The following is a 26,256-nucleotide window of genomic DNA, read 5'->3' as shown; positions in this document are numbered from 1 at the left end:
CTCCCTTTGTAACGCAAGCCGGGCTTTAGAGCCGCGCAAGCGCCGCGACCAGGCTTGGGCGTGAGCCGTCAGGACGGAGGTGGGATCGTGGGTTCGGTAGCCGCCGGAGCGATCGCGATCATCGGCATGTCCTGCAGATTTCCCGGAGCGGCGTCGCCCGGCGAGTTCTGGCGGCTGCTGCGCGCCGGGACGGACGCGGCCGGCGTCGACCCCGACGGCATCGGGCTCTTCGACCCGGAATTCTTCGGAATTTCGCCGCGCGAGGCCGCGGCGATGTCGCCTCAGCAACGGCTTGCGCTGGAATTGGGCTGGGAGGCTTTGGAGGACGCGGGAATCGTTCCCGCGACGCTGCGCGACAGTGCGACCGGTGTGTTCGTCGGTGCGATCGGCGAGGATTACGCGACCCTTCTCCTGCGGCGCGGGACCGCGGCGATCGACCAGCACACCATGACCGGCCTGCACCGCAGCCTGATCGCCAACCGGATGTCCTACACGCTCGGGCTGCGCGGCCCGAGCCTGACCGTCGACAGCGGCCAGTCGTCCTCGCTCGTGGCCGTGCGCCTCGCGATGGACAGCATCCGCAAGGGCGAGTCGGCGGTGGCGATCGCGGGCGGCGTGCACCTCAACCTGGCCGAGGAGAGCGCGGTGACCGCCGACCGGTTCGGCGGCCTGTCGCCGGACGGGCGGTGCTTCACCTTCGACGCGCGCGCGAACGGCTACGTGCGCGGCCAGGGCGGCGGGCTGGTCGTGCTGAAACCGCTGCGCGCCGCGGTGTCCGACGGCGACCCGGTGTACTGCGTGCTCCTGGGCGGTGCGGTGAACAACGACGGCGCCTCGGACGGGCTGACCGTCCCGGACCAGGAGGCGCAGGCGGAGGTGCTGCGTGCCGCGTACCGCGACGCGGGGATCTCTGCCGGGTCGGTCCGGTACGTCGAGCTGCACGGCACCGGCACCCGGGTCGGCGATCCGGTGGAGGCGGCGGCGCTCGGCGCCGCGTTCGCCGGCCGCGACGACGTCCCGCTGCCCGTCGGGTCGGTGAAGACCAACATCGGCCATCTGGAAGGCGCGGCCGGTGTGGCGGGACTGCTCAAGGTGGCGCTGTCGCTGCATCACGGCGAGCTGCCGCCGAGCTTGAACTTCGCGACGCCCAACCCGCGCATCCCGCTGGCGGAGCTGGGCCTGCGCGTGTGGACGGAGCTCGGCCCGTGGCCGGAGGGGCATCGCTCGGCGGGCGTGTCGTCGTTCGGCATGGGCGGGACGAACTGCCATCTCGTGCTGGCGCAGGCCCCGGAGGCCACGTCGCCCCGCGAGGGCATGCGGGCCGCGTCGCCGGCCGCGGAGGTGGTGTGGCCGCTGTCGGGCCGGAGCCCGGCCGCCGTGACCGCCCAGGCGGCCCGGCTGGAGTCCCATCTCCGGGCGCACCGGCCGTCCGACGTGGACGTCGCGGCGACGCTGGCGTCGTCCAGAACGGTCTTCGACCACCGGGCGGTCGTCGTCGGCGACCTGCGCGCCGGGCTGCGCGCGCTCGCGGCCGGCGAGCCGTCGGAACACGTGATCGCGGGGCACGCCGGTGCCGGTGGCGGCCCGGCGGTGTTCGTCTTCCCCGGCCAGGGATCTCAGTGGCTGGGCATGGGTGCGCGGCTGATGCGGACGAACGAGGTGTTCGCGCGGCGCATGCGGGAATGCGCGGACGCCCTCGCCCCCTACGTGGACGTGACCCGGGGCGACCTCGGCCGGGTGGAGTTCGTGCAACCCGCCCTGTTCGCGATCATGGTGTCGCTGGCCGAGGTGTGGCGCTCGTTCGGGGTCGAGCCGGACGCGGTGATCGGGCACTCGCAGGGCGAGATCGCCGCCGCGTGCGTGGCCGGCGCGCTGAGCCTGCCCGACGCCGCCCGGGTGGTCGCGCTGCGCGCCCGCGCGCTGGCCGGCCTCGCGGGCACCGGCGGCATGGCGTCGGTTCAGGTGCCCGCGGCGGAGCTGGCGCTGGACGACGGGCTCAGCATCGCCGCCGTCAACAGCCCGCGGGCCACCGTGGTGTCCGGCGACGTGCGCGCCCTGGAGGCGCTGGGCGGCCGGATGATCCCGGTCGACTACGCCTCGCACTCGCCGCACGTCGAGGCGGTGCGGGAGGAGCTGCTGGCCGCGCTCGACGGCGTCACGCCGCGCCCGGCGCGGGTCGCGTTCTACTCCACGCTCACCGGCGGCGTGCTCGACACCGGCGCCCTGGACGCCGACTACTGGTACCGGAACCTGCGGCACGTCGTGCGGTTCGAGCAGGCGGTGCGCGCCGCCCACGCCGACGGGCACGGCACGTTCGTGGAGGCCAGCCCCCATCCGGTCCTCACGGGCGCGATCACCGAAACCGTGCCCGACGCGGTGGCCGTCGGCACCCTTCGCCGCGACGACGGCGGCCCCGCCCGCCTGCACGCGTCGCTCGCCGAGGCGTACGTGCGCGGTGTCGGCGTGACCTGGCCCGTGGCCGGACGACCGGTGCGCCTGCCGACCTACGCGTTCCAGCGCGAGCGGTACTGGTTCGACCACGTGCCGGCGCCCGCGGCCGTCGCCGGGCGGGGCGACCTCCTCGCGACCGTGCGCGGGCACGTGGCTGCCGTGCTCGGACATCGTTCAGTGGACGAGATCGATCCGCGGCGAACGTTCAAACAGCTCGGCATGGACTCCGTCACCGCGCTGGAACTGCACCAGCGGCTCCGCGCGGCGGGCCTCCCGGCGTCGCCGACCGCCGTGTTCGACCACCCGACGCCTCTTGAGCTGAGCGAGCACCTCCGAGCGCCCGATCGGGCCGATCAGGCACCGGCCAGCGTGCGTTCGGACGAACCGGTCGCGATCATCGGCATGGCCTGCCGCTACCCCGGTGACGTCCGCACCCCGGAGGACCTGTGGCGGCTGGTGGCCGGCGACACCGACGCGATCACCGGGTTCCCCGTCGACAGGGGCTGGGACGTGGCCGGGGACTTCCCGCAGGCCGGGGGTTTCCTGCACGACGCCGCCGGATTCGACGCCGGATTCTTCGGCATCGCGCCGCGCGAGGCGCTGGCGACCGACCCGCAGCAGCGCCTGCTGCTGGAGACCTCGTGGGAGGCGATCGAGCGGGCGGGCATCGACCCGACGTCGCTGCGCGGCGGCCGGAGCGGCGTGTTCGCCGGCCTGATGCCGCAGGACTACGGCGCCCGCCTCCACGAGGCCCCCGACGAGCTGGCGGGTCTCCTGCTCACCGGATCGACGACGAGCGTCGCGTCCGGCCGCATCGCCTACACCCTCGGGCTGGAAGGCCCGGCGATCAGCATCGACACCGCCTGCTCGTCGTCGCTGGTCGCGATCCACCTGGCCTGCCGGGCACTGCGCCAGGGCGAGTGCGGGCTGGCGCTGGCGGGCGGCGCGACCGTCATGGCGACCCCCGGCATGTTCCTTGAGTTCAGCCGCCAGGGCGGGCTCGCCGCGGACGGCCGCTGCAAGCCGTTCGCGGCCGCCGCCGACGGCACCGGCTGGGCCGAGGGCGCGGGCATGCTGGTGCTGGAACGCCTGTCGGACGCGGAGCGCAACGGCCATCCGGTGCTGGCCGTCATCAAGGGAAGCGCGGTCAACCAGGACGGCGCTTCCAACGGCCTGACCGCGCCCAATGGGCCGTCCCAGCGGAGGGTCATCTCGGCGGCCCTGGCGGACGCGGGCATCGCACCGTCCGATGTGGACGCCGTCGAGGCTCACGGCACCGGCACCACGCTGGGTGATCCCATCGAGGCACGGGCGCTGCTGTCGGCCTACGGGCAGGAGCGTGACCGTCCACTGTGGCTCGGCTCCATCAAGTCGAACATCGGCCATGCTCAGGCCGCCGCGGGCGTGGCAGGGGTCATCAAGATGGTCATGGCCATGCGGCATGGTCAACTCCCCCGCACCCTGCACGTGGACGAGCCGACACCGCACGTCGACTGGGAGACCGGCAATGTGCGGCTGCTCACCGAACCCGTCGAATGGCCGCGAGACGACGACCACCGACGCCGAGCAGGCATCTCCTCCTTCGGCATCAGCGGCACCAACGCTCACGTCATCGTCGAGGAAGCGACCACCACCCGCGCCGAGCATGAACGGCAGCGGACCACGTCACCCTCGGCGCCATGGCCGGTGTCGGCGAAGACGGCGTCCGCCCTCAACGCATCGCTCGCCCGGCTCGGTGAGGCGACGACCGGCCTCGATCCGGTCGATGTCGCCTACACCCTGGCCAGACGGCCCAGGTTCGAGCATCGCGCGGTGATCCACAACGGCGACGTCATCACCGGCTCGGGCACGGCACCCGAAAAGATCGTGTTCGTCTTTCCGGGTCAGGGCTCGCAATGGGTGGGCATGGGCCAGGAACTCATGCGCACCAACAAGGTCTTCGCGACCCGAATGAACGAGTGCATTGAAGCCCTCGCCCCTTACGTCGATATTCGCGACCCCGACCTGGACAAAGTCGACCAGGTTCAGCCCGCGCTGTTCGCGATGATGGTCTCGCTGGCGGCGGTGTGGGAATCGCACGGCGTGAAACCCGACGCGGTCATCGGCCACTCCCAAGGGGAAATCGCCGCCGCCTGCGTCGCAGGAGCCCTCACCCTGGACGACGCCGCAAAAATCGTCGCCCTGCGCGCCAAGGCACTGACCCGCCTGGCGGGCACCGGGGGGATGGCCTCGCTGAACGTGGCGGCCGACCAGCTCGATCTCGACCCGCGTCTCAGCATCGCCGCCATCAACGGGCCGAACACCACGGTCGTCTCCGGCGACACCGAAGCGCTCCAGGCACTCGACGAAGCGAAGATCATTCCCGTCGACTACGCCTCGCACTCACCACACGTCGAGGCGATCGAGAACGACATCCGCGACGCACTCCACGACCTCGCACCGCGTTCAACCGGGGTCACTTTCATTTCTACGCTGACCGGGCAGGAAATTGACACCGGTGAACTGGACGCTGATTACTGGTACCGCAATCTGCGTCACACCGTTCAGTACCATCAGGCCGTTCAAACCGCGGGCGATGCCACCTTCATCGAAGTCAGCCCGCATCCCATCCTCGCCACCGACCTGGCGACTCTCCGCCGCAACGACGACGACTTCGGCCGCGCCCTCGCCGACGCCTACACCCACGGCATCGACGTCGAGTGGAACATCGACGGCAACCTCGTCGACCTCCCCACCTACCCGTTCGAGCACAGGCCGTACTGGCTGCCGGCGACGACCGGCCGGGTCGGTACCGAGCACCCCCTGCTGGACGCCGCCGTACCGCTCGCAGACGGCGACGGCTTCCTCTTCACCGGAAGGATCTCCACCCGAATCCACCGGTGGCTGGCCGACCACGTCGTGAACGGCACGACCTTGTTGCCCGGCGCCGTGTTCGCAGAACTCGCCCTGTACGCCGGGCACCGCATCGGCAGCCCGCATGTGGCCGAGCTGACCCTGCACGCCCCGCTGGCCATCGGGACGGAGCAGACGGAGATCCAGATGGTGGCCGGTCCGCCGGACGGCGACGCGCAGCGGACGCTGGCGATCCACGCGCGGTCGAACGGCACCTGGGTCCGGCATGCGAGCGCGACGCTGGCCGAGACCGGGCCTGCCGCCGCCCCTGCACCGCACGTGACCGTCCCCGTCGCCGATCCCGAGACGTACGCGCTCCTCGCCGAACGCGGTTACCAGTACGGTCCGGCGTTCCAGGGGCTGCGCCGCGTGGGGCACGACGGCGACGACGTGCACGCCGAGGCGGTGCTTCCCGAGCCGCAGCCGGGTTTCGGCATCCACCCGGCGCTGCTGGACGCGGCGCTTCACCCATTGCTCCTGGCCGACGGCGTCGGCGGTGCTGGCGGCACGCTCCTGCCCTACTCCTGGACCGGCCTCTCCCTCCACGCCACCGGCGCGACCGCGGTGCGCGTCCACCTGCACCGCACGGCGCCCGACCGAGCCTGCGTCACCGCGACCGACCCGGCCGGCGCACCGGTCTTCACGATCCGCGAGCTGATCCTCCGACCGGCGGCCGGGAGCGCCCTGCTGCCGCACGTCGACTGGGTGCCCGTACCGCTTCCCACGGCACCGGCCGAGGACGGCATCGAGACGGTGTTCCTCACCGGGGACACCCCTGACACCACGGCGAGCCGGGCGCTCGCGCTGCTTCAGCGGCACATCGCCAACGGCACCCGGCTCGCCGTGGTCACGCGGAACGCCGTCGCCACCCATCCGGCGGAGGACGTCCGCGACCTCGCGGCGTCCCCGGTGTGGGGGCTGGTGCGGTCGGCGCAGGCCGAGCATCCGGGCCGTTTCGTGCTGGTCGACATGGATCCGCAGTCGGCGGAGGACCTGCTCCCGGCCGCGCTCGCGACGGGCGAGCCGCAGCTGGCGCTGCGGCACGGCGAGGCCCTCGTGCCGAAGGTCCGCCTGCCACGCCATGACGACGCCCTCGCCGTCCCGGACGGCAACTGGCGGCTGGACGTCACCGCCAGCGGCAGCCTGGAGAACCTCACTCTCGCCCCCGTCGCGCCGGAGCCGGTGGGCACCGGCGAGGTACGGGTGGCGCTGCGGGCGGTCGGCCTGAACTTCCGGGACGTGATGGTGACGCTCGGCCTGGTCGACGACGTCCGGCCGGCGGGTGGCGAGGGCGCCGGGGTGGTGGTGGAGGTCGGTCCGGACGTGACGGCCTTCGCTCCGGGCGACCGGGTCATGGGAGTCTTCAACGACGGCGTCGGACCGGTGAGCGGCACCGACCAGCGGCTGCTGGCGCGCATCCCGGACGGCTGGTCGTTCGTGACGGCCGCGACGGTGCCGATCGCGTTCCTGACGGCCTACTACGGCCTGCGCGACCTGGGGCGGTTGCGGGCCGGTGACACGGCGCTGGTGCACGCTGCCGCCGGCGGTGTCGGCATGGCGGCCGTCCAACTCGCCCGGCATTTCGGCGCGGACGTGCGAGCCACCGCGCATCCGTCGAAGTGGGACGCCGTCGACGTGCCGCGCGAGCACGTGGCGAGCTCCCGGACCCTCGACTACGCGAGCGAGTTCGGCGCGGTGGACGTGGTGCTGAACTCGCTGGCGCACCAGCACGTCGACGCCTCGCTCGGGCTGCTGCGGCCCGGCGGGCGGTTCGTCGAGATGGGCAAGACCGACATCCGCGACCCGGCGGACCACCCGGGAGTCGAGTACCGGTCGTTCGATCTCATGGACGCGGGCCTGGACCGGCTGCGCGACGTGTTCGCGGAACTGATGCCGCTGTTCGACAGCGGCGAGCTGCGTCCGCTGCCCGTCACGGCGTGGGACGTGCGGTACGCGAGGCACGCGCTGCGGCAGCTGAGCCAGGCCCGGCACACCGGCAAGCTGGTGCTCACCCTGCCGGCCCGCCCGGACCCCGCCGGCACCACCCTCATCACCGGCGGCACCGGCACGCTCGCCGGCCTGCTCGCGCGGCATCTGGTGACGCGGCACCGGGTCCGGCACCTGCTCCTGGCGAGCCGCAAAGGCCCGGACGCCCCCGCCGCGGAGCGGCTCCGAGCCGACCTCACCGCGCTCGGCGCCACCGTCACGATCGCCGCCTGCGACACGGCCGACCGGGACGCGCTGGCCGCGCTCATCGCGTCCGTCCCGGCCGCGCACCCGCTCACCACCGTCGTGCACACCGCCGGCGTCCTGGACGACGCGACGGTCGACGGCCTGCGGCCCGAACGGCTGACGCCCGTGCTGCGCCCGAAGATCGACACCGCCTGGAATCTGCACGAGCTCACCGAGCACCTGGATCTGGCGGAGTTCGTGCTGTTCTCTTCGGCGGCCGGTGTACTCGGCAACGCGGGGCAGGCGAACTACGCCGCGGCGAACACCTACCTCGACGCGCTCGCGCACCACCGCCGCAGCCGGGGCCTGCCCGCGACGTCGCTGGCCTGGGGATACTGGGCGCACAGCAGCGGCATGACCGGCCACCTCGACGGCGCCGACGTGGCCCGTCTCGCCCGCGGTGGTCTCGCCCCGATGCCCACCGACGAGGCCCTCGCGCTCTACGACGCCGCGGTGAGCGGGCCGCGGCCGCTCGTCGTCCCGGCACGTCTGGTGTCCACCACCACGGCGCGGACGGCCCCGGCCCGGCAGGCGGCGGCGTCCACGCCGGACGGCACGTCCCTGGCCGACGATCTTCGCCGGCTCTCCGAGGACGAGCAGATCCGCATGCTTCTGGAGCTGGTGCGCGCGCATGCCGCCACCGTCCTCGGACACGGCACGCCCGACGCGATCGGCAACACCCGCACGTTCAAGGAGGCCGGTTTCGACTCGCTGACCGCCGTCGAGTTGCGCAACCGGCTGGCGTCCGCGGTCGGGCGGCGGCTGCCGGCCACGCTCGCCTTCGATCACCCCACGCCGGAGGCCCTGGTCTCCTACCTCCGGGAGCAGCTGGTCGGCGCACGGGCCGACCACTCGGTGATCACGCGTTCCGCCACCGGCGAGCCGATCGCGATCGTCGCCATGGGCTGCCGCTTCCCCGGCAACGTCCGCTCACCGGAGGACCTGTGGCGGCTCCTGGACGGTGGCGGCGACGCCATCTCGGGCTTCCCCGTCGACCGCGGCTGGGACCTGGCCGGTCTCCAGCGGAACACCGGATCCGGGACGTCGAACACCCGCGAGGGCGGTTTCCTCTACGACGCGGCCGAGTTCGACGCGGAGTTCTTCGGCATCAGCCCGCGCGAGGCGGTGGCCACCGACCCGCAGCAACGCCTGCTGCTGGAAGTGGCGTGGGAAACACTCGAACGCGCGGGACTCGACCCGGCCTCGTTGCGCGGCACCGACACCGGCGTGTTCGCGGGCGTGGTCTGGCAGGACTACCTCAGCCGCGTGCGGTACCCGGCGCCTGAGGTCGAGGGCTACATGGTGACGGGCGGAATGGGGAGTGTGGCCTCCGGACGGGTCGCCTACGCGCTCGGTCTTGAGGGTCCCGCGGTCACGATCGACACCGCCTGCTCCTCCTCACTGGTCGCCATCCACCTAGCCGCCCAATCCCTACGCCAAGGCGAATGCACCCTCGCGTTGGCCGGCGGCGTCACCGTCATGGCCACCCCCACAGCCTTCATCGAGTTCAGCCGCCAACGCGGTCAGGCACCCGACGGGCGGTGCAAGTCCTTCGCCGCCGCCGCCGACGGTGCCGGCTGGGGCGAAGGCGCCGGGCTCATACTCCTCGAACGCCTGTCCGACGCCCAGCGCAACGACCATCCGGTGCTGGCCGTGATCCGCGGCAGCGCGGTCAACCAGGACGGAGCGTCCAACGGCCTCACCGCACCCAACGGGCCCTCCCAGCAACGCGTCATCCGCCAGGCCCTCGCCAACGCCGACCTCTCCCCCGCCGACGTCGACGCCATCGAAGCCCACGGCACCGGCACCACCCTCGGCGACCCCATCGAGGCCCAAGCCGTCCTGGCCACCTACGGGCAGGACCGCGACCACCCGCTCTGGCTCGGCTCGATCAAGTCCAACATCGGGCACACGCAGGGCGCAGCCGGCGTGGCGGGTGTCATCAAGATGGTCCTCGCCATGCGACACGGCCTGCTCCCCCGCACGCTGCACGTGGACGAGCCGACACCACACGTCGACTGGTCGGCGGGAAACGTCGAACTGCTCACCCGGCCCGTTGATTGGCAACAGAACGGCCACCCACGCCGGGCGGGGATCTCCTCTTTCGGTATCAGCGGGACCAACGCGCACCTCATCGTCGAGCACGTCCCGACCGCTGCCCCCGGCTCCGAACTGGGGTCGGGGTCGGCGCCCTGGCCCGTCTCGGCGAGAAGCCAGGCGGCGCTCGAAGCAGCGGTGGCGCAGGTCCGCGCAGCAGCGACCAATCTGAACCCGGCCGACGTCGCTTTCACGCTGACCCGCCGTCCCCAGTTCGAGCATCGCGCCGTGATCCACGACGGCGACGTCATCACGGGGTCGGGCACGGCCCCCGAGAAGATCGTGTTCGTCTTCCCCGGTCAGGGCTCGCAGTGGATCGGCATGGGCCGGGAGCTGGCCCGCACTAACAAGGTCTTCGCCGCCCGCATGAACGAATGCGTCGAAGCACTCGCCCCTTACGTCGATATCCGTGACCCCGACCTGGAGAAAGTCGACCAGGTTCAGCCCGCGCTGTTCGCGATGATGGTCTCGCTGGCGGCGGTCTGGGAATCGCACGGCGTGAAACCCGACGCGGTCATCGGCCATTCCCAAGGGGAAATCGCCGCCGCCTGCGTCGCAGGAGCCCTCACCCTGGACGATGCGGCAAGAATCGTCGCGCTGCGCGCTAAGGCCCTCACCCGCCTGGCCGGAACCGGCGGCATGGCATCCATCAACCTGCCCGCCGACCAGCTCGATCTCGACCCGCGCCTCAGCATCGCCGCCATCAACGGGCCGAACACCACAGTCGTCTCTGGCGACACCGAAGCATTACAGGCACTCGACGACGCGAAGATCATCCCGGTCGACTATGCCTCCCACTCCCCCCACGTCGAGGCGATTGAGGACGAAATTCTTCAAGCGCTTTCCGGTGTCCACCCACGCCCGGCAGAGACGACATTCATCTCCACCCTCACCGGCGAGGAAATCGACACCAGCACGCTGGACGCCGACTACTGGTACCGCAACCTGCGTCACACCGTCCAATACCACCAGGCCGTCCAAAACGCGGGTGACGCCACCTTCATCGAAATCAGCCCGCACCCCATCCTCGCCACCGACATAGCAACGCTCCGGCGCAACGACGACGACTTCATCCGCGCCCTCGCCGAGGCCTACACCCACGGCATCGACGTCGAGTGGAACATCAACGGCACCCTCGTCGACCTCCCCACCTACCCCTTCCAGCGCCAGCGCTACTGGCTCGACGCGACGGTGGGGATCACGGACGCGAGCGAGCTGGGCATGGAGGTTCCCGACCACCCGCTCCTGTCCGCGGCGCTGCGCACGGCCGGTGGCGCGCTGGTGCTCACCGGTCGCCTGCCGGCAGGTCACGAGGGGTTGCCGGCGACCGCACTGGTGGAGCTCGCCATGCACGCGGCCATCCAGTCGGGGCTGCCGGGGATCGAGCACCTCACCGTGCACCGGCCGGTGGCGGAACCGGCACGGGACACGCATCTGCAGGTGCTGGTGGACGGTGAGTCCCTGACCGTCCACACGCAGGCCGAGCATGCGGGCGACTGGACGAACCACGTCACCGCGACGCTGTCCGCCGGGGTGGCGCCCGCCGAAGTCCCGGCAGGTGACCAGGTGGAGGTCGGCCACACCGCCGAGCCCGCCGGGTACGCGATCCATCCCGAGCTGCTGGACGAAATCCTGGCGTCCACCGAGTTCCCTGGTCGCTGGACCGGGGTCGAGTTGCACGCCATCGGAGCGACGACCCTGCATGTCCGCAGGACGGAGACCGGCTTCGTCGCCACGGATCCGGCCGGCGATCTCGTCCTGTCGGTCCGTTCCGTCGAGTTCCAGGAGCCGCCCGCGGCCACGACGCCCGCGCTCGGCCACGTCGAATGGACGCCCGTCCGGCTACCGTCAACCACCGCGGCGGCGTCCACGCTGATAGAGGTCGATGTCCCCAGCTCGAGTGACCTGACCACCACCGCACGGCGGATCACCGGCGACGTGCTGACGGCCCTCCAGGCACACCAGGGTTCCGAACCCCTGGTCGTGGTGACCCGCAACGCCATCACCACCGACCCGTCCGACAAATCGGACCTCGCCGCCGCACCGGTGTGGGGCCTGCTGCGGACGGCGCAGGGCGAGCACCCGGAGCGATTCGTCGTGGTGGACACCGACGGCCACGAGGCGTCGGCACGGATCCTGCCGATGGCGGTGGCGACCGGCGAGCCCCAGCTGGTCCTGCGCCGCGGCCAGGCGTTCGCGCCGCGCCTGACCCGCACGGCGACCGGGGAGCCGGGCCGGATGCCGCCGGACGGCACCACGCTCATCACCGGCGGCACGGGAGCGCTCGGCACGTTGCTGGCCGAACATCTGGTCACCCGGCACGGCGTCCGCCGGCTGCTGCTGGTGAGCCGGCGCGGCCCGGAGGCGCCAGCCGCCGCACGGCTCCGGGACCGCCTCACCGAGCTCGGCGCGGACGTCACGATCGTGGCCTGCGACACCGCCGACGCGCGGGCGCTCAAGGCCGTCCTCGACGCGGTCCCCGCCGAGCACCCGCTGGCCGCGGTCGTCCACGCGGCGGGCGTCGTCGACGGCGCCCCGCTCGGCGAGCTGACGGACCGGCACCTGGACACGGTGTTCCGCGCGAAAGTCGACGCCGCCTGGAACCTGCATACCCTCACCGGCGACGTGGCGGCGTTCGTCCTGTTCTCCTCGCTCGCCGCGACGACCGGCCTCGCCGGCCACGCCGACTACTCGGCGGCCAACGCGTTCCTTGACGAGCTGGCCCGGCACCGCCACACACGGGGCCTGCCCGCCACGTCGGTGGCCTGGGGCTGGTGGGCCGAGGACGCGGGGATGGCCGGACGGCTCGCGGACGAAGAGCTCGCCCGGCTGGAACGGGGCGGCACACTGCCCATGTCCGCCACCACGGCGTTCGCGATGTTCGACGCGGCGCTGGGCGCCGAGCGGCCGTTCGCGGTGGCGGCCGAGTTCGACCTCCCGGCGTTGCGGGACCAGGCGACCGCGGGCACGCTGCCCGCGCTGATGCGCGGCCTGGTCCCGCAGCGGCCCCGGCAGGCGTCGGCCGGCGTGCCCGCGTCCCCGGGCGCCGGTCTCGCGGCGGTACCGGAGCCCGACCGGGAGCGGGTGCTGCTCGACCTGGTTCGCGCGCAGGCCGCCGCGGTGCTGCGGCACGCCGGTCCCGACGCCATCGCCCGGGAGCGCGGATTCCTCGACATGGGCTTCGACTCGCTGACCGTCGTGGAGCTGCGCAACCGCATCAGCGCGGCGACCGGCCTGAAACTGCCGACGACGCTCGCGATCGACCACCCGACCCCGGTCGCGCTCGCCGGGCACCTGCGCACCCTGCTGGCCTCGGCCACGAACGGAAACGGAAATGGGAACAGGAACGGGGGCGGGGACGCGCTGTCCGAGCTGGACAGGCTCGACACGGTCGTCGCCGCGCTGCCGGCCGATGACCCGCTGCGCACGAAGGTGACGGCCCGGCTTCAGGATCTGCTCCGCAAACTCGACGACGCGGCCCCGGCCGCCGATCTCACGAGCCGGATCCGGGCGGCCACCCCGGAGGAACTCTTCGACCTACTCGACAAAGGGTTCGATGATGCCCAGTGATGACAAGCTCGTCGACTACCTGAAGCGGGCCACCGCCGACCTGTTCCAGGTCAAGCAGCGGCTGCGCCAGATCGAGGACGAGGCACGCGAACCGATCGCCGTGGTGGCGATGGGGTGCCGCTTCCCGGGCGGGGTGGACGGCCCGGAGGGCCTCTGGCGGCTCGTGGCCGAGGGAGCCGACGCGGTCGGCCCGTTCCCCGTGGACCGGGGCTGGGACGTGGCGAACCTGTACGACCCGGACTCCGGCCGGTCCGGGACGTCCCGCGCGCGGGAGGGCGGTTTCCTCTACGACGCCGGTGACTTCGACGCCGAGTTCTTCGGCATCTCACCGCGCGAGGCGCTGGCCACCGACCCGCAGCAACGGCTGCTGCTCGAAGTCGCCTGGGAGACGCTGGAGCGGGCGGGCATCGATCCCACGTCGCTGCGCGGCAGCGCGACCGGGGTGTTCGCGGGAATCGTGTGGCAGGACTACGCGACCCGGGTTCACGAGCCGGCCCCCGAGGTCGACGGTTACCTCGTCACCGGCGGGATGAGCAGCATCGCGTCCGGCCGCATCGCCTACACGCTCGGCCTGGAGGGCCCGGCGATCACCGTGGACACCGGGTGTTCCTCGTCGCTGGTGACCGTCCACCTCGCGTGCCAGGCGCTGCGGCAGGGCGAGTGCACGCTCGCGCTGGCGGGTGGCGCCACCGTGATGGCCACGCCGGGCGCGTTCGTGGAGTTCACGCGTCAGCGGGGTCTCGCCTACGACGGCCGCTGCAAGTCGTTCGCCGCCGCGGCGGACGGCGCGGGATGGGCCGAGGGCGCCGGTCTCGTCCTGCTGGAACGGCTCTCCGACGCCCGGCGCAACGGCCATCCCGTGCTGGCCGTGATCCGGGGCAGCGCCCTCAACCAGGACGGCGCCTCCAGCCAGCTGTCCGCACCGAACGGGCCGTCGCAGCAGCGGGTGATCGGCCAGGCACTGGCCAGCGCCGGGCTGTCACCCTCCGACGTGGACGTGGTCGAGGCGCACGGTACCGGGACCACGCTGGGCGATCCCATCGAGGCACAGGCGATCATCGCCGCCTACGGGCAGAACCGCGACCGTCCGCTATGGCTCGGTTCGATCAAGTCGAACCTCGGTCACACCCAGGCGGCGGCCGGCGTGGCGGGGGTCATCAAGATGGTGCTGGCCCTGCGCCACGGTGTCCTCCCCCGCACCCTGCACGTGGACGAGCCCACCCCGCACGTCGACTGGACCGCTGGGAACGTCCGCCTGCTCACGGAGTCGACACCTTGGCCGGAGGCGGACCGGCCCCGCCGCGCGGGCGTGTCCTCGTTCGGCATCAGCGGCACCAACGCCCATGTGATCCTCGAAGGCGTCGCCGCCGCCGAGCGGCCCGACGCGCCCGCGTCCGACGCAGCTGAGACGGCGCCATGGCCGGTGGCGACGAAGAGCGCCGCCGCCCTGGAGGCGGCCGTTGCCAGGGTGCGCGAGGCCGCGACGGGCCTCGCGCCTGCCGATGTCGCCTACACGCTCGGCAAGCGCGCCCGCTTCGAGCATCGCGCCGTGATCCACAAGGGTGAGGTCATCACCGGCTCGGGCACAGCCCCCGAGAAGATCGTGTTCGTCTTCCCGGGCCAGGGTTCCCAGTGGGTGGGCATGGGCCGGGAGCTGGCCCGAACTAACAAGGTCTTTGCCGCACGCATGAACGAATGCGTCGAGGCACTAGCCCCTTACGTCGATATTCGTGACCTCGACCTGGAGAAAGTCGACCAGGTTCAGCCCGCGCTGTTCGCGATGATGATCTCGCTGGCGGCGGTCTGGGAATCGCACGGTGTGAAACCCGACGCGGTCATCGGCCACTCCCAAGGAGAAATCGCCGCCGCCTGCGTCGCAGGCGCCCTCACCCTGGACGACGCGGCGAAAATCGTCGCGCTGCGTGCCAAAGCCCTCACCCGCCTCGCCGGAACCGGCGGCATGGCATCCCTCAACCTGCCCGCCGACCAACTCGATCTCGACCCGCGCCTCAGCATCGCCGCCATCAACGGGCCGAACACCACGGTCGTCTCCGGCGACACCGAAGCATTACAGGCGCTCAACGACGCGAAGATCATCCCGGTCGACTACGCGTCGCATTCCGCGCATGTAGAAGCCCTCGAAGGCGAAATCCGGCAGGCTCTGTCCGGTGTCCGGCCGCGCTCGGCCGAAATCACCTTCATCTCCACGCTCACCGGCAAGGAAATCGACACCGGCCGGCTGGACGCCGACTACTGGTACCGCAACCTGCGCCAGACCGTCCAATACCACCAGGCCGTCCAATCGGCGGGTGACGCCACCTTCATCGAGATCAGTCCGCATCCCATCCTCGCCACCGACCTGGCGACGCTCCGCCGCAACGACGACGACTTCGGCCGTGCCCTCGCCGAGGCCTACACCCACGGCATCGACATCGAGTGGAACATCGACGGCAACCTCGTCGACCTGCCGACCTACCCCTTCCAGCGCCGCCGCTTCTGGCTGGACGGGACCCCGATTGGTGCCGATGCGCTGGGCCAGGCGGCGGCCGGTCACCCATTGCTGGGCGCCGCCATCTACACGGCCGACGACGGCGTCGTGTTCACCGGGCGGCTCTCCGCGTACAGCCGGCCGTGGCTGGCCGACCACGCCGTCGATGGCTCGATCCTCCTGCCGGGCACCGCGTTCGCCGACATCGCCCTGCACGCCGGACACCAGACCGGCTGCCCGCACGTGGCGGAGCTGACCCTCCAGGCGCCGCTCGTGCTGGACGCCGGCAACCTCCAGCTTCAGGTGACCGTGAGCAGCGCGGATGAGACCGGCCGCCGCACGTTGACCGTCCATTCGCGGCCGGAGACCGGTGATTGGACCCACCACGCTTCGGCGATCCTCACGCCGCACAGCCCTCCCGCGGCCGAACTGGCCTGGCCCCCAGCGGCTCCCGAGGTCGAGGTGCGCGGGCTCTATGACCGGCTGGCGGATCTCGGCTACGAGTACGGTCCCGCGTTCCGCGGCGTCCGCCGGGCGTGGGTGGACGGCGGCGTCGTGCACGCCGAGGTCGCGCTCGACACCGACGACAGCGGGTTCGGCGTCCACCCGGCGCTGCTGGACGCCGCGCTCCAGCCGGTCGTGCTGAGCGGCGACCAGACGGAGACCCTGCTCCCCTTCGCCTGGACGGATCTGGCCCTGTACGCGTCAGGCGCGTCCCGCCTGCGGGTACGCCTTGAACGCCTCGCCCCTGACCGTGTCTCCGTCGTCGCGACCGACCCGTCCGGCGCGCCGGTGCTGAGCGCCGAGTCCGTGACGATGCGCCCAGGGCACGCCTCAACGCTCGGCGACCTGCATGTCGTGACGTGGACCCCTGTCCCGCCCGGAATGGGCGAGCCGGCGCATGAGCTCCTGGTGGTCGAGACTTCCGGTGACGACGTGCCTGGACAGGCCCACCGTGCAGCCGAGCACGTCCTGGCGCGGCTCCAGGACTGGCTCGCCCGGGACGACGCGGAGGACGAAGCCAAGCTCGTCGTCGTCACCCGCAACGCGATCGCCACCGACCCTGCCGAGAACGTGCGGGACCTCGCCGCCGCGACCGTCTGGGGTCTGGCGCGGTCCGCCCAGACCGAGCACCCGGACCGGTTCGTCCTGGTCGACATCGATACCGACACCGACACCACGGACCTTCCGGCCGGTGCCCTGGCGACCGGCGAGCCGCAGCTCGCGATCCGCCGGGACAAGATCCTCGTCCCCCGCCTGTCCCGCGCCGACCACGACTCGCTCCCGGTGCCGGACGGGAACTGGCGCCTGGACGTCGCCGAACGCGGCACCCTCGACCATCTCACCCTGGCCCCCGCGCCAGAGGACCCGCTCGGAGCAGGACAGGTGCGGGTCGCGTTGCGGGCCGCGGGCGTGAACTTCCGCGACGTCCTCATCGCGCTCGACATGTACCCAGAGGCGGAAGAAGCGCAACTGGGCAACGAAGGCGCCGGCGTAGTCACCGAGACCGCGCCGGACGTCACGGACCTCGCGCCCGGCGACCGCGTCATGGGCCTGTTCCACGATGGTGTCGGCCCGGCGGCCGTGGCCGACCACCGGTATCTCACGCGCATTCCGGACGGCTGGTCGTTCACGACGGCCGCGTCGGTCCCCGTCGCGTTCGTGACCGCTTACTACGCCCTGCACGACCTGGCCCGCCTGGCTGCGACCGACACCGTCCTCATCCACTCCGCCGCCGGCGGCGTCGGCATGGCCGCACTCCAGCTCGCCCGCGACATCGGCGCCTCCATCCGCGCCACCGCCCACCCCACCAAATGGAGCGCACTCGACCTCGACCCCGCGCACCTGGCCAGCACCCGCAACCTCGACTACGCCACCCAGTTCCCGCCCGTCGACGTCGTCCTCAACTCGCTCGCGCACGAGCACACCGACGCTTCCCTCCGCCTCCTCAAACCCGGCGGACGCTTCATCGAGATGAGCAGAACCGACCTCCGCACGGACGTCACGGAGGCCGAGTATCTGCCGTTCACCCTGGACGACGCCGGACCGGACCGCATCCACGAGATCCTGACCGAGCTGACGGCGCTCTTCGCCTCGGGACGGCTCCAGCCGCTGCCGGTGACGACATGGGACATCCGCCACGCCGAGCACGCCTACCGCCACCTCCAGCAGGCCAAGCACATCGGCAAGCTCGTCCTCACCCTGCCGCCACGGCACGCACCCGGCGGGACGGCGCTCGTCACCGGCGGCACCGGCACGCTCGGCGCGCTGGTGGCGAAACACCTCGCCACCGAGCACGGTGTGCGGAACCTGGTGCTGGCCAGCCGGCAGGGACCGGACGCCCCGAACGCGGCGGCGCTGCAGGCGGAGCTGACCCGGCTGGGCGCGGACGTCACCATCGCGGCGTGCGACATCGCCGACCGTGACCAGGTGGCGGAGCTGCTCGCCACGATCCCGGCCGAGCGGCCGCTCACCATGGTCGTACACACGGCAGGGGCGCTGGACGACGCCGTGCTCACCGCCCAGACCCCGGACCGGCTCGCCACCGCGCTGCGCCCGAAGGTGGACGCCGCCTGGCACCTGCACGAGCTGACCGGCGAGCTTGAGCTCGCCGAGTTCGTCCTCTTCTCGTCCCTCTCCGGGACGCTGGGCACCGCCGGGCAGGCCAACTATGCCGCCGCCAACACCTTCCTCGAAGCGCTCGCCCACCACCGCCGCGCCCAGGGCCTCCCGGCCACGTCGCTCGCGTGGGGTTACTGGGCGGAGGAGACGAACCTGACCAGGCACCTGCGCGACCGCGACCTGGCGCGCGGCGGCGTGACCGGCCTGGCGCCCGATCGCGCGCTCGCGCTGTTCGACGCCGCGCTGGGGGCGCGCCATCCGGTGCTCGCGCCGGTGCGGCTCGCCGCCGGTGCGACGTCACCGCTGCTCCGCACGCGGCCCCGCCCGGTCCGCCGGCAGGCCGCCGGCGTGGCCGAGGGGCAGGCCGCGCACGACGTCACGGGTCTGGCGGACACCGTGCGCGGCTGTGCCGCCGCCGTCCTGGGGCACACCGGTGCGGAGGCCATCGATCCCGGCCGCACGTTCAAGGATCTCGGGATCGACTCGCTCACCGCCGTGGAGCTGCGCAACCGTGTCGCCGCCGCCACCGGCCTGCGCCTGCCGGCGACGCTCGTGTTCGATCATCCGACACCGGCGGCGCTCATCGACCACCTCCGGAGGAAGCTGCTCGGCGAGGACGCCCCGGCGACCGTGGCGACCCCCACGACATCGCGGGACGAGCCGATCGCGATCGTGGCCATCGGGTGCCGCTATCCCGGCGACGTCCGCACGCCGGAGGATCTGTGGCGGCTCCTCGCCGATGGGGTGGATGCCATTACTCCGCTGCCTGCCGACCGCGGCTGGGCACTGGCGGACCTGTACGATCCCGACCCCGATCGTCCGGCCAGGTCCTATGTCCGGCACGGCGGTTTCCTCGCGGACGCCGCCGGCTTCGACCCCGGCTTCTTCGGCATCTCGCCGCGCGAGGCCCTGGCGACGGATCCGCAGCAGCGAGTCCTGCTGGAGACGGCGTGGGAGGCGATCGAGCGCGCCGGTATCGACCCGGCGTCACTGCGCGGCAGCTCGACGGGCGTGTTCACCGGCGTCGTGTCGCAGGACTATGCGCCGGAAGCCCTGCCGCCGGAGCTGGAGGGCTATCTGGCGACCGGTATCACCACCAGCGTGGCCTCGGGCCGGATCGCCTACACCCTCGGGCTGGAGGGCCCCGCGATCAGCATCGACACCGCCTGCTCCTCCTCGCTGGTCGCCATCCATCTGGCCTGCCAGGCCCTGCGCAACAACGAATGCTCACTGGCACTGGCCGGTGGTGCCGCCATCGTCCCCACCCCCCGCGTCTTCCTGGAATTCAGCCGCCAACGCGCCCTCGCCCCAGACGGACGCTGCAAACCCTTCGCCGCCACCGCCGACGGATTCAGCATCGCCGAAGGCGCCGGCCTGCTGATCCTGGAACGCGTCTCGGACGCAACCCGCAACAACCACCCCGTCCTGGCTGTCATCCGCGGCAGCGCCGTCAACCAAGACGGCGCCTCCAACGGCCTCACCGCACCCAACGGCCCATCACAACAACGCGTCATCCGCCAAGCACTCACCAACGCCCAACTCACCCCCACCGACATCGACGCCATCGAAGCCCACGGCACCGGCACCGAACTCGGCGACCCCATCGAAGCCCAAGCACTCCTGGCCACCTACGGGCAAAACCGCGACCATCCGCTCTGGCTCGGCTCCATCAAATCCAACCTCGGCCACACCCAAGCAGCAGCCGGCGTCGCAGGCGTCATCAAGATGGTTCTCGCCCTCCAGAACGGTCTCCTGCCAAGGACCCTCCACGTCGACGAGCCGTCACCGCATGTCGACTGGTCCTCGGGGAACGTCGAACTGCTCACCGAGCCCGTCGCCTGGCCCGACAACCGACACCCCCGACGCGCAGGCATCTCCTCCTTCGGCATCAGCGGCACCAACGCCCACCTCATCCTCGAACACGCCACCACCACCACCGAAAAACCCGACACCGCATTCAAACCCGCCCCATGGCCGGTGTCGGCGAAGTCCCGTGCCGCGCTGGAAGAGGCCGTCGTCCACACACGGGAGGCCGCGAGCGGACTCAACCCAGTCGATGTCGCCCACACACTCTCGAAGCGCAGCCTGTTCCGGCACCGAGCGGTCATCCTCGGCGACGGCGAGGTCATCACCGGCTCGCGCACGACCCCCGAAAAGGTCGTCTTCGTGTTCCCCGGCCAGGGCTCCCAATGGGCCGGCATGGGCCAGGAACTCATGCGCACCAACGAGGTCTTCGCCGCACGCATGAACGAATGCGTCGAAGCCCTCGCGCCCTACGTCGATATCCGCGACCCCGACCTGGACAAAGTCGACCAAGTCCAGCCCGCGCTGTTCGCGATGATGGTCTCACTGGCGGCAGTCTGGGAATCGCACGGCGTGAAACCCGACGCCGTCATCGGCCACTCCCAAGGAGAAATCGCCGCCGCCTGCGTCGCAGGAGCCCTCACCCTCGACGACGCCGCCAAAATCGTCGCCCTGCGCGCCAAAGCCCTCACCCGCCTCGCCGGAACCGGCGGCATGGCCTCGCTCAACGTGGCGGCCGACCAGCTCGATCTCGACTCGCGTCTCAGCATCGCCGCCATCAACGGGCCGAACACCACGGTCGTCTCCGGTGACACCGAAGCATTGCAGGCGCTCGACGAAGCGAAAATCATCCCCGTCGACTACGCCTCACACTCACCCCACATCGAGGCGATCGAAGACGAAATCCGCCAAGCGCTCCACGGCATCACGCCACACCCGACCGAGATCACCTTCATTTCCACCCTCACCGGCGAAGAAATCGACACCGGGGAACTGGACGCCGACTACTGGTACCGCAATCTGCGCCACACCGTCCAATACCACCAAGCCGTCCAGTCGGCCGGTGACGCGACCCTCATCGAAATCAGCCCGCACCCCATCCTCGCCACCGACATAGCAACGCTCCGCCGCAACGACGACGACTTCGACCGCGCACTCGCCGAGGCCTACACCCACGGCATCGATGTCGACTGGCGAACCAGCGGTCGCATCGTCCCGCTGCCGACCTACCCCTTCCAGCGTCAGCGTTACTGGCTGCCCGCCGCCTCAGGTCTCTCGATCGCGGATCCGGTTCGGCTGGCCGACACTGACGCGCTGCTGTTCACGGGCACGGTGCACGCGCACGGCCACGACTGGCTGAACGAGCATGTGCTGGCGGGAGTCCCGGTACTTCCCGGTGCCGCGTTCATCGAGCTGGCGCTGCACGTGGGGCACCGCACAGACGCGCCGCACATCGGCGACCTGACCCTGCACACTCCCCTTCCGCTGGGCGACATCGTGCGGCTCCAGCTCATCGTGTCGGCACCGGACGAAGACGGGCGGCGACGGCTGACGATCCACTCCCGGCTCTCCGCAGAGGACACGTGGACCGAACATGCCACCGGCACGCTCAGCGCAGCACCGCCGGCCATGCCGAGTGTCGAAGCCGAGCCCGTGGACGTCCGGCTGCCGGACCGGCTGCTGCCGGAGGCGGCCGGGTTCGGGATCCACCCGGCGCTCCTGGACGCCGCCCTCCGCACGGTGACCGCCGACCCGGACGCACCCCGCGTGCCGTTCGCGTGGAACGGCGTGCGGCTTCATGCCACTGGTGCGACGAGTCTCCGCGTGCACCTCGCGCCCACCGCCACCGCAGGCACATTCACCCTCACCGCGACGGATCCCGCCGGGACACCGGTCCTGACCGTCGAGTCCCTGGTGACCCGCCCGCTGGCACCCGACGTCGTGGCGCCGAGGCGCATCGAGCAGGCTCCTGCCGCGTCCCCGCTGCCGGTGCTCACCGCCGTCGAGGGGTTGGCGGGACGCGATGAACAGGAGCAGGAGGAGATCCTCCTCGCTCTGGTCCGGACGACCGTCGCCGCGGTCCTCGGGCACGGCGACGCGTCGGCGGTGGACCCCGGGCAGCCGTTCCGGGAGCAGGGTTTCGACTCGCTGACCGCCGTGGACCTGCGGAACCGGCTCAACGCCGCCACGGACCTCGACCTGCCCGCCACCGTCGTGTTCGACCATCCGACGCCGCAGGCGCTGGCCACCTACATGCGCCACAAGACGCTCGGCACCGAACAGACCGGCAGTGCGGTCGCCCGGTCCGCAGTGGACGAGCCGATCGCGATCGTGGCCATGTCGTGCCGTCTCCCGGGCAGCGCGCACAGTCCGGAGCAGTTGTGGCGGCTGCTGGTGGACGGCGATGACGCGATCACCGAGATCCCGGCCGATCGCGGCTGGGACATCGAGGCGCTGTACGACCCCGATCCGGATCAGCCCGGCAAGACCTATACGCGGCACGGCGGCTTCCTCGACGCCGCCGGGGGCTTCGACGCCGCCTTCTTCGGCATCAGCCCGCGAGAGGCCCTCGCCACCGACCCGCAGCAACGCCTGCTGCTCGAACTCGCCTGGGAAACACTCGAACGGGCCGGGATCGACCCGGCTTCCCTGCGCGGCAGTGACACCGGCGTGTTCGCGGGCGTCCTGCACAGCGGTTACGGCCGGTCCGCGCGGCACGCCGAGGAAGGCGTCGAGGGCTATCTGGTGACCGGCGGCCTGACCAGCGTCGCGTCCGGCCGCATCGCGTACACCTTCGGTCTGGAGGGACCGGCGGTCACCATTGACACGGCCTGCTCGTCATCGCTGGTCGCCATCCACCTGGCCGCCCAGTCGCTTCGTCAGGGCGAATGCTCGTTTGCGCTGGCCGGAGGCGCGACGGTCCTCGTCAACCCGGACGGGTTCCTGGAGTTCAGCAGGCAGCGCGGTCTCGCACCCGACGGGCGCTGCAAGTCCTTCGCCGCCGCGGCGGACGGCACCGGCTGGTCCGAAGGCGCCGGTCTCGTGCTGCTGGAGCGGCTGTCCGACGCACAGCGCAACGGTCACCGGGTGCTCGCGCTGGTCCGCGGCACGGCGGTGAACCAGGACGGCGCGTCGAACGGCCTCACCGCGCCCAACGGCCCGTCGCAGCAACGCGTGATCCGTCAAGCGCTGGCGAACGCCGGGCTGTCACCGTCCGACGTGGACGCCGTGGAGGCGCACGGCACCGGCACCACCTTGGGCGACCCGATCGAAGCCCAAGCCCTCCTGGCCACCTACGGGCAAGACCGCGAAAACCCGCTCTGGCTAGGTTCGATCAAGTCGAACATCGGCCACACGGGTGGGGCGGCCGGCGTCGCGGGCGTGATCAAGATGGTGCTCGCCATGCGGCACGGCCTCCTCCCCCGGACGCTCCACGTCGACGAGCCGACACCGCACGTCGACTGGACGAGCGGAGCCGTCGAACTCCTCACCGAGCCGACCCCCTGGCCGGACAGCGGGCGCGCGCGGCGCGCGGGTGTGTCCTCCTTCGGCGTGAGCGGCACCAACGCCCACGTCGTTCTCGAACACGCCCCTGTCCCCGAACCGGACCGCAGCGTGCAACCAGCCCCCTGGCCGATCTCTGCCCGGACTCCTGCCGCACTGGACGCCGCCATCACCCAGCTTCGCCAATCCGCAGCCGGCCTCAACCCCACCGACGTCGCATACACGCTGACGAAACGCCCTCAGTTCGAGCATCGCGCGGTGATCCTGGACGGCGGTCAGATCATCAACGGCTCAGGAAAGACACCCGAAAGAATCGTGTTCGTCTTCCCCGGCCAGGGCTCCCAGTGGGTGGGCATGGGACAGGATCTGGCCCGCACCAACAAGGTCTTCGCCGCACGCATGAACGAATGCGTCGAAGCCCTTGCCCCCTACGTCGATATCCGCGACCCCGACCTGGAAAAGGTCGACCAGGTCCAACCCGCGCTCTTCGCGATCATGATCTCGCTGGCGGCGGTGTGGGAATCGCACGGTGTGAAACCCGACGCGGTCATCGGCCACTCCCAAGGTGAAATCGCCGCCGCCTGCGTCGCCGGCGCCCTCACCCTGGACAACGCCGCCAAGATCGTCGCCCTGCGCGCCAAGGCACTGACCCGCCTAGCAGGTACCGGCGGCATGGCCTCGCTCAACGTGGCGGCCGACCAACTCGACCTCGACCCACGCCTCAGCATCGCCGCCATCAATGGGCCGAACACCACGGTCGTCTCCGGCGACACCGAAGCACTCCACGCACTCGACGACGCGAAAATCATCCCCGTCGACTACGCCTCCCACTCACCCCACATCGAGGCGATCGAAAACGACATCCGCGACGCACTCCACGACCTCGCACCACGCCAATCCAACATCACTTTCATCTCCACCCTCACCGGCCAGGAAATCGACACCGGGGAACTGGACGCCGACTACTGGTACCGCAACCTCCGCCACACCGTCCAATACCACCAGGCCGTCCAAACCGCAGGCGACGCCACCCTCATCGAAATCAGCCCCCACCCCATCCTCGCCACCGACCTGCACACACTCCGACGCAACGACGACGACTTCGACCGCGCCCTCGCCAACGCCTACACCCACGGCATCGACATCGACTGGAACATCAACGGCACCCTCGTCGACCTCCCCACCTACCCGTTCGAGCACCGGCACTACTGGCTCTCCGCACCGCCGAACGTCGCGGAGAGCACTGGGCACGCGCTGCTCACCTCGGCGATCCGTACCGCGAGCGACGACCTGGTCCTCAGCGGACGGCTGTCCCTCGCGACGCACCCCTGGCTGGCCGACCATGCCGTGGCGGGCACCCCACTGCTCCCCGGTACGGCGTTCGCCGACTTCGTGCTGCACGCCGGCCAGCAGACCGGGTGCCCGCACATCGACGAGCTGACCCTGCACGCCCCGCTGATCCTCGGCACGCACCACACGGACGTCCAGCTGGTCACGGGTCCGGCGGACGACACCGGGCGGCGCACCGTGACCGTCCACTCCAAGAACGGCGAGGATTGGATCCAGCACGCCACCGCCACCATCGCCCCGACCATCGCGCCGCCCTCGCCCATGGACTGGCTCCCGCAGGAGGCGGTCCCGCTCGACGCCACGGGCCTCTACGAGGACCTGATCGAGCGCGGCTATCACTACGGCCCATCGTTCCGGTGCCTGCGGCGCGCCTGGCACCACGACGGCACCACCTACGCGGAGATCGAGCTCGACGAACCGCCTGCGGGATTCGCCGTCCACCCGGCGCTGCTGGACGCGGCACTCCACCCCCTCGCCCTTGGCCAGCAGGCGGAGACACCGCACCTCCCGTTCACGTGGACGAACGTGTCGCTCCACGCGACCGGCGCGACCGCGCTGCGGGTCGCGCTCACGCGAACGGCCGATGACCGGATCGGCCTGGTCGCGACCGATCCGGCCGGCACCACGGTGGTGAGCGCGGAGAGCCTGGTGCTTCGGCCCATCCGGCCGGACTCGCTCGACGCCCGAACCCTCGACGGCAGTCTGTTCCACCTGGACTGGGTTCCGGTCCCGCTGCCTCCCGAGGGGGCCGAGGCGCCCGAGCCGGATGCCGAGTGGTTGTTCGTGGCCTCTTCGCGGAATCTTCCGGCGGAGGCGCACACGACGACCCACCAGGTCCTGCGCCAGCTCCAGGAGCACCACTCCGGTGCCGGCCCGCTCGTGGTGGTCACCCGGGACGCGATTGCAACGCACGCCGCCGAGGCGGTCCGCGGCCTCGCCGCCGCACCGGTCTGGGGCCTGGTCCGCTCGGCCCAGACGGAGAACCCCGGTCAGTTCGTCATCATCGACGCCGACACCGACGACGCCGGCATCCTCCGGCGTGCGCTGGCGACCGGCGAACCGCAGCTGGCGCTCCGGCAGGGTCACGCATTCGCCCCGCGGGTCGCCCGCGCGGCTCCCGACGACGGCCTCGCCCCGCCCGACGAGAACTGGCGGCTTGACATCGCCCGGCGTGGCTCGCTCGAACAGCTCACGCTGGCGCCGTACCCGGTGACGGATCTCGGGCCGGGGCAGGTGCGGGTCGCGTT

General features: G+C 71.5%; 2 protein-coding genes (1 of these 2 only partly in view). Both read left to right on the top strand.

The features are described from left to right. The first annotated feature begins 87 nt into the window (after positions 1-87). Entirely contained in the window at positions 88-13,242 is a 13,155-nt protein-coding gene (locus tag ACH34S_RS20225; protein ID WP_395954240.1) for an SDR family NAD(P)-dependent oxidoreductase, read from the top strand. Further along, positions 13,232-26,256, top strand: the 5' portion of a protein-coding gene (locus tag ACH34S_RS20220; protein ID WP_395954239.1) for an SDR family NAD(P)-dependent oxidoreductase. It continues 2,158 nt past the right edge of the window; 13,025 of the gene's 15,183 nt are visible here — the first part of the coding sequence; the start codon lies at positions 13,232-13,234; its stop codon lies beyond the right edge, outside the window. Before ACH34S_RS20225 ends, ACH34S_RS20220 begins: the two co-directional genes overlap by 11 nt.

The organism is Actinomadura sp. 3N508, from assembly GCF_044326375.1.
Lineage (GTDB): Bacteria > Actinomycetota > Actinomycetes > Streptosporangiales > Streptosporangiaceae > Spirillospora.
This window is presented reverse-complemented; position numbering and strand designations above follow the sequence as displayed.